This window comes from Pseudomonas sp. P5_A2_2, from assembly GCF_054177685.1.
The window spans coordinates 1-7,294 of the sequence record NZ_JBGCUL010000165.1 but is presented as its reverse complement, the minus strand read 5'-3'; the positions used below and the strand labels follow the sequence as shown (position 1 = coordinate 7,294).

Below are 7,294 nucleotides of genomic sequence, written 5' to 3'. Positions count from 1 at the left end.
GCATGAGCAACTGGTTAGTAGACAAACTGATCCCTTCGATCATGCGTTCCGAGGTCAAAAAGAGCTCGGTGCCTGAAGGTCTTTGGCACAAATGCCCGTCTTGCGAGGCTGTGCTTTATCGTCCAGAGTTGGAAAAGACCCTGGACGTTTGCCCCAAGTGCAACCATCACATGCGTATCGGCGCCCGCGCTCGTATCGACATTTTTCTCGACGTTGAAGGTCGTACCGAGCTGGGTGCGGACCTGGAGCCGGTTGACCGTCTGAAATTCCGCGACGGCAAGAAGTACAAGGACCGCCTGACCGCTGCACAAAAGCAGACCGGTGAAAAAGATGCGCTGGTTTCCATGAGCGGCACTTTGCTGGGCATGCCGGTCGTGGTTTCGGCGTTCGAGTTTTCCTTCATGGGCGGTTCGATGGGCGCCATCGTCGGTGAGCGTTTCGTTCGCGCCGCCAACTACGCCCTGGAAAAACGTTGCCCGATGATCTGCTTCGCCGCTTCCGGCGGTGCGCGGATGCAGGAAGCGCTGATTTCCCTGATGCAGATGGCCAAGACCTCCGCGGTGCTGGCGCGTTTGCGTGAAGAGGGCATCCCGTTCATCTCGGTGTTGACCGATCCGGTCTACGGCGGCGTTTCCGCCAGTCTGGCGATGCTGGGTGACGTGATTGTCGGTGAGCCGAAGGCGTTGATCGGTTTTGCCGGTCCGCGTGTGATCGAGCAAACCGTGCGTGAAAAACTGCCGGAAGGCTTCCAGCGCAGCGAGTTCCTGCTGGAGCACGGTGCCATCGACATGATCATCGATCGTCAGGAGCTGCGTCCGCGTCTGGGCAACCTGCTGGCGCAAATGATGGGTCTGCCAACGCCGAAGTTCGTGGCTGCACCTATCGAGCCGATCGTGGTTCCACCGGTACCTGTCGGCCTATGACCCAACGTACCCTTGGCGAATGGCTCGCCTACCTCGAGCAGTTGCACCCTTCGGCCATCGACATGGGCCTGGAGCGGTCGCAGCAGGTAGCGTCCCGCATGGGACTGGGCAAGCCGGCGCCGCGGGTGATTACGGTCACCGGGACCAACGGCAAGGGTTCCACCTGTGCGTTCGTGGCGTCCTTGCTGCGGGCCCAGGGCTTGAAAGTGGGGGTTTACAACTCCCCGCACCTGCTGCGTTACAACGAGCGGGTGCAGGTCAATGGCGTCGAAGCCACTGACGCCGAGCTGTGCGAGGCCTTTGTCGCGGTAGAGGCCGGGCGCGGCGATACTTCCCTGACTTACTTCGAAATGGGCACCCTGGCGGCGTTCTGGCTATTCCAGCGTTCAGGGCTCGATGCTGTGGTGCTGGAAGTCGGTCTTGGCGGTCGCCTGGATACGGTCAACGTGGTGGACGCCGATGTGGCGCTGGTCACCAGTATTGGCGTCGATCATGCGGATTACCTCGGTGATACACGAGAGTCCGTGGCCTTCGAGAAGGCCGGTATTTTCCGTCAGGGCGCGCCTGCGCTCTGCGGCGATCTGAATCCTCCAYAACCTCTGCTGGACAAGGCGCGCGAGCTAAAATGCCCGTTTTTCCTGCGTGGGCGCGATTTTGATCTCGGTATGACCGATCACAACTGGCAGTGGCGCGGTGTCGATGCGCAAGGGCGTGCAGTTGAACTGCGCGACTTGCCACTGCTCGATCTGCCGATGGAAAACGCTGCGCTGGCGATGCAGGCGTACCTGCTGCTCGGCTTGCCTTGGGTGGATGCGCAGATTATCGAGGCGCTGCGGGCAACGAAGGTAGTCGGTCGCCTGGATCGCCGTGAGTTCGAGTGGCTAGGCAAGCGCTTGAATCTATTGCTGGATGTGGGGCATAACCCCCATGCGGCGGAGTATCTGGCTCGTCGTCTGGCCAGTCGCCCGCCGGTCGGCAAGCGCCTGGCGGTGTTCGGGCTGTTGGCGGACAAGGATCTGGATGGTGTTGTCGGCGAATTGAATGCTAGTGTCCAGCACTGGGCTGTCGCACCGCTGGATTCGCCTCGAGCGCGTCCGGTTGCGGATTTGCACGGCGCTCTGCAGGGTCTGGGTGCTTCGGTCACGTCATACGAAAGTGTCGCGGCCGCCCTGGAAGGGCAGTGCGCGCGGGCCACGAGCGACGACGAAATCCTGTTGTTCGGATCATTTTATTGTGTCGCCGAGGCCCTTGAATGGCTGGCCCGGCGCTCCACGGAGGACGCGGCAAATGGCATTGCTGGATAAGGCATACAAGCAGCGCATGGTTGGCGCCCTGGTGTTGGTCGCGCTGGCAGTGATTTTTCTGCCGATGCTGTTTTCCCGCCAGGACGAACAGCGCCAGGTGACGGTCGAAGCGCCGGCGGCTCCGCGGGCGCCTGCGATGCCCCAGGTGCAGGTCGAGCCCGTGGTGGTGCCCGAGCCGCAAGCCTTGCCTCAGGAACCCGTGCCGAGCGATGACGAAATCGCCCAGCAGGAATCGGCGGTGCCAAGTGCGCCGGTAGTTCCAGCACCAGCGGCTCCAGCGCCAGCGGCCAAACCGGCTGCACCGGCGCCAGTCCCGGCTCTGGCCGCCAAACCTGCGACAGCGCCTGCCCAGCCGATCACCGCGGCACCGGGCAAGCCGGACACCACGCAAAGCCGTGTCGATGCCAATGGTTTGTCTGTCAGCTGGTCGGTGCAACTGGCCAGCCTGTCGAGTCGTGAAAGCGCGGAAAAACTTCAGAAAACCCTGCGCAGCCAGGGTTACAACGCCTACATCCGTACCGCCGACGGCAAAAACCGGGTGTTTGTCGGGCCGTTGATCGAGCGCGCTGAGGCCGACCGCCTGCGTGACTTGCTGAACCGCCAGCAGAATCTCAAGGGGTTTGTGGTGCGCTTTCAACCGGAACGTGGCTAAAACTATCGCCCCGATATGAAATGCACTGGCAATAGCAGCTTACCGATAAGCACGGGCTCTGCTAAAATGCGCCGCCTTATCCGTCTGTAGGCTGCACTGTGCCATTTACCTGGGTTGACTGGGCGATCGTAGCGATCGTCGCCATCTCCGCATTGATCAGTCTGAGCCGCGGCTTCGTCAAAGAAGCATTGTCGCTGCTGACCTGGATCATCGCAGGAGTCGTTGCCTGGATGTTCGGTGGCTCACTGTCCGAGTACCTCGGCGGGTACATTCAAACGCCATCGGCTCGTATAATCACGGGCTGTGCCATCATGTTTGTCGCCACTTTAATCGTAGGCGCAATGATCAATTATCTTATCGGCGAACTGGTTCGCGTCACCGGGCTCTCCGGGACCGACCGATTCCTCGGCATGGCCTTCGGCGCCGCGCGTGGCGGGTTGCTGGTGGTCATCGCCGTCGGGCTGTTGAGCCTGGGGCCGGTACAGCAGGACGGGTGGTGGAAAGAGTCACAGCTCGTGCCAAAATTTTTATTGGTCGCCGACTGGTCCAAAAACCTGATCCTCGGGTGGAGCAGTCAGTGGCTTGCCAGCGGAATCAGCGTACCCGCTGATATACCGTTCAAGGAGCACCTCTTGCCGATGGCCAAAACGCCTCAGTGAGTTGTGTTCAGTTCAGATCCATTAAGTAGGGGTTGCGTCGCATGTGTGGCATCGTCGGTATCGTCGGTAAGTCGAACGTCAATCAGGCGCTGTATGACGCGCTAACCGTCCTCCAGCACCGCGGCCAGGACGCTGCCGGTATCGTGACCAGCCACGATGGCCGGTTATTCCTGCGCAAGGACAACGGCCTGGTGCGTGACGTGTTCCATCAGCGTCACATGCAGCGCCTGGTCGGTCACATGGGTATTGGCCATGTGCGCTACCCGACCGCGGGCAGCTCGACCTCGGCCGAAGCTCAACCGTTTTACGTCAACTCGCCTTACGGCATCACCCTGGCGCACAACGGTAACCTGACCAACGTTGAACAACTGGCCAAGGAGATTTACGAATCTGACCTGCGCCACGTCAACACCAGCTCCGATTCGGAAGTGCTGCTGAACGTGTTCGCTCACGAACTGGCCCAGCGCGGCAAGTTGCAGCCAACCGAAGAAGACGTGTTCGCCGCTGTGACTGACGTGCACAACCGTTGTGTCGGTGGCTACGCCGTCGTGGCGATGGTGACCGGCTACGGCATCGTCGGTTTCCGCGACCCGCACGGCATCCGTCCGATCGTGTTCGGCCAGCGTCACACCGACGAAGGCGTCGAGTACATGATCGCCTCCGAAAGCGTTTCCCTGGACGTGCTCGGCTTCACCCTGATTCGCGACCTGGCACCGGGCGAAGCGGTCTACATCACTGAAGACGRCAAGCTGCACACCCGTCAGTGCGCGACCAACCCGTCGTTGACTCCGTGCATTTTCGAACATGTGTACCTGGCGCGTCCGGATTCGATCATCGACGGCGTGTCGGTCTACAAGGCCCGCCTGCGCATGGGTGAGAAGCTGGCCGAGAAGATCCTGCGCGAGCGTCCGGATCACGATATCGACGTGGTCATCCCGATCCCGGACACCAGCCGCACCGCGGCCCTGGAACTGGCGAACCACCTGGGCGTGAAGTTCCGCGAAGGCTTCGTGAAGAACCGCTACATCGGCCGGACCTTCATCATGCCGGGCCAGGCTGCGCGCAAGAAGTCGGTACGCCAGAAGCTCAATGCCATCGAGCTGGAGTTCCGCGGCAAGAACGTGATGCTGGTGGATGACTCCATCGTTCGCGGTACCACTTGCAAGCAGATCATCCAGATGGCCCGCGAAGCTGGCGCCAAGAACGTGTACTTCTGCTCTGCGGCCCCAGCGGTTCGCTACCCGAACGTCTATGGCATCGACATGCCGAGCGCTCACGAACTGATCGCCCACAACCGTTCGACCCAGGACGTGGCTGACTTGATCGGCGCTGACTGGCTGATTTATCAGGATCTGCCTGACTTGATCGAAGCGGTCGGTGGCGGCAAGATCAAGATCGACAAGTTCGATTGCGCGGTGTTCGATGGCCAGTACGTCACCGGCGACGTCGACGAGGCTTACCTGAACAAGATCGAGCAGGCACGCAACGATGCCTCCAAGGTCAAGACGCAGGCAGTCAGTGCGATCATCGATCTGTACAACAACTGAGTTTCTACCGGCCCTGAGGGGCCGGTTTTGTATCTGGCAAAAAGAACTTCATCTATCAAGAGCAGGGCAAGGAGTGACAGCATGAGTCAGGAATGGGATGCCGGTCGGCTGGACAGCGACCTCGAAGGTGTAGCGTTCGATACCCTGGCCGTACGCGCCGGTCAGCACCGTACGCCGGAAGGCGAACACGGTGATCCGATGTTCTTCACCTCCAGCTACGTGTTCCGTACCGCCGCCGACGCCGCTGCGCGCTTCGCTGGCGAAGTGCCGGGCAACGTTTATTCGCGCTACACCAACCCGACCGTACGCGCGTTCGAAGAGCGCATCGCCGCGCTGGAAAGCGCCGAGCAGGCCGTGGCCACCGCCACCGGTATGGCCGCGATCATGGCTGTGGTGATGAGCCTGTGCAGCGCCGGTGATCACGTGCTGGTGTCGCGTAGCGTATTCGGCTCGACCATCAGCCTGTTCGAAAAGTACTTCAAGCGTTTCGGCATCGAAGTCGATTACGTGGCCCTGGCGGATTTGTCCGGCTGGGACGCGGCGATCAAGGCCAATACCAAATTGCTGTTCGTCGAGTCGCCGTCCAACCCGCTGGCCGAATTGGTCGACATCGCCGAACTGGCGAAAATCGCGCACGCCAAAGGCGCGATGCTGGTGGTCGACAACTGCTTCTGCACCCCGGCCTTGCAGCAGCCGCTGAAAATGGGCGCGGACATCGTCGTGCACTCGGCCACCAAGTTCATCGATGGCCAGGGCCGTTGCATGGGTGGCGTGGTCGCCGGTCGCAGCGAGCAGATGAAAGAGGTGGTGGGCTTCCTGCGTACTGCCGGGCCGACCCTGAGCCCGTTCAATGCCTGGATCTTCCTCAAGGGCCTGGAAACCCTGAACCTGCGGATGAAGGCCCATTGTGCCAACGCCCAGCAACTGGCCGAATGGCTGGAGCAGCAGGAAGGCATCGAGAAAGTCCATTACGCCGGTCTCAAGAGTCATCCACAGCACGAACTGGCGCTGCGCCAGCAGAAGGGTTTCGGTGCGGTCGTCAGTTTTGAGGTCAAGGGCGGCAAAGAGGGCGCCTGGCGCTTTATCGATGCCACGCGCCTGATTTCGATCACCGCCAACCTGGGCGACAGCAAGACCACCATCACCCATCCGAGCACCACGTCCCATGGTCGCCTGGCGCCGCAGGAGCGTGAAGCGGCGGGCATTCGTGACAGCCTGATCCGCGTTGCGGTCGGTCTGGAAGACGTGGCGGACCTGCAAGCCGATCTGGCGCGCGGCCTGGCTGCGTTGTGATCGACTTGTCTGCACCGGCCACCGGCTCGAATGGTCGCGTAGCGCTGGTGACCGGTGCTGCGCGAGGCATTGGCCTGGGGATCTCGGCCTGGCTGATCAGCGAAGGCTGGCAAGTCGTGTTGACGGATCTGGACCGCGAGCGCGGCTCGAAAGTGGCGAAGGTGCTGGGTGACAACGCCTGGTTCATCACCATGGATGTCGCCAGCGAGGGGCAGGTCGCACTGGGCGTGGCCGAGGTGCTCGGCCAGTTCGGGCGCCTGGATGCACTGGTCTGCAATGCCGCGGTTGCCGATCCGCATAACATCACTCTGGAAAGCCTCGACTTGGCTCACTGGAATCGGGTGTTGGCGGTGAACCTCAGCGGGCCGATGTTGCTGGCCAAGCACTGTGCGCCGTACCTGCGCGCTCACAGCGGTGCCATCGTCAATCTGGCCTCGACCCGCGCCGGGCAGTCTGAGCCCGACACAGAGGCTTATGCGGCGAGCAAGGGCGGTTTGCTGGCCCTGACTCATGCGTTGGCCATCAGTCTTGGCCCGGAGATCCGGGTCAATGCCGTCAGCCCTGGCTGGATCGATGCGCGCGATCCTTCGGTGCGGCGTGCCGAACCCTTGACCGAAGCCGATCATGCCCAGCATCCGGCGGGCAGGGTAGGGACGGTCGAGGATGTCGCGGCGATGGTGGCCTGGCTGCTGTCGAGGAACGCCGGGTTTGTCACCGGCCAGGAATTCGTGGTCGATGGCGGCATGACCAAGAAGATGATTTACAGCGAGTGATGGGGGCAGGGTGCGGTTTTCGGCATTTGATGTTGAATGTGCTGCCCTCATCGCGAGCAAGCTCGCTCCCACAGAGGGAGAGCATCTGCTTTTAACTGTGGGAGCGAGCTTGCTCGCGATGGCGGACTGATGGTTGCCGACAC

7 protein-coding genes are annotated in these 7,294 nt (G+C 61.5%); all 7 read left to right on the top strand.

Annotation, left to right across the window (positions count from 1 at the left end; genetic code table 11):
* Nucleotides 1-2: 2 nt before the first annotated feature.
* The 7 genes from accD (at nt 3) to ACXRVY_RS12535 (ending at nt 7,151) form a co-directional block, all read left to right on the top strand.
* Nucleotides 3-923: an acetyl-CoA carboxylase, carboxyltransferase subunit beta gene (gene accD, locus ACXRVY_RS12565; protein WP_223457088.1), complete on the top strand. Its 921-nt coding sequence runs from the start codon at nt 3-5 to the stop codon at nt 921-923.
* The gene (gene folC / locus ACXRVY_RS12560; protein ID WP_458237502.1) at nt 920-2,227 is read left to right on the top strand and encodes a bifunctional tetrahydrofolate synthase/dihydrofolate synthase; all 1,308 of its coding nucleotides are present in this window, start codon (nt 920-922) and stop codon (nt 2,225-2,227) included. Before accD ends, folC begins: the two co-directional genes overlap by 4 nt.
* Nucleotides 2,211-2,879 carry an SPOR domain-containing protein gene (locus ACXRVY_RS12555; RefSeq protein WP_223457093.1) on the top strand — a complete coding sequence of 223 codons (669 nt, stop codon included), beginning with the start codon at nt 2,211-2,213 and terminating at the stop codon, nt 2,877-2,879. Before folC ends, ACXRVY_RS12555 begins: the two co-directional genes overlap by 17 nt.
* Before the next feature lie 98 nt (nt 2,880-2,977).
* Nucleotides 2,978-3,538 (top strand): CvpA family protein, encoded by a 561-nt coding sequence (locus ACXRVY_RS12550; protein ID WP_223457095.1) that lies wholly within the window; start codon nt 2,978-2,980, stop codon nt 3,536-3,538.
* Between the two features lie 41 nt (nt 3,539-3,579).
* A complete protein-coding gene (gene purF, locus ACXRVY_RS12545; protein ID WP_458237501.1) occupies nt 3,580-5,085 on the top strand; it encodes an amidophosphoribosyltransferase in 1,506 nt (501 codons plus the stop codon).
* An 81-nt stretch (nt 5,086-5,166) separates the two neighbouring features.
* Complete coding sequence (locus tag ACXRVY_RS12540; protein ID WP_223457097.1) at nt 5,167-6,378, top strand: O-succinylhomoserine sulfhydrylase; 1,212 nt, start codon at nt 5,167-5,169, stop codon at nt 6,376-6,378.
* Nucleotides 6,375-7,151 carry an SDR family oxidoreductase gene (locus ACXRVY_RS12535; RefSeq protein WP_223457099.1) on the top strand — a complete coding sequence of 259 codons (777 nt, stop codon included), beginning with the start codon at nt 6,375-6,377 and terminating at the stop codon, nt 7,149-7,151. Before ACXRVY_RS12540 ends, ACXRVY_RS12535 begins: the two co-directional genes overlap by 4 nt.
* The last annotated feature ends 143 nt before the right edge of the window (nt 7,152-7,294 follow it).

Bases quoted from the DNA above. Each gene is read 5' to 3' on its own strand.
- accD (WP_223457088.1), top strand. From the start codon at position 3: ATGAGCAACTGGTTAGTAGACAAACTGATCCCTTCGATCATGCGTTCC.
- ACXRVY_RS12555 (WP_223457093.1), top strand. From the start codon at position 2,211: ATGGCATTGCTGGATAAGGCATACAAGCAGCGCATGGTTGGCGCCCTG.
- ACXRVY_RS12540 (WP_223457097.1), top strand. From the start codon at position 5,167: ATGAGTCAGGAATGGGATGCCGGTCGGCTGGACAGCGACCTCGAAGGT.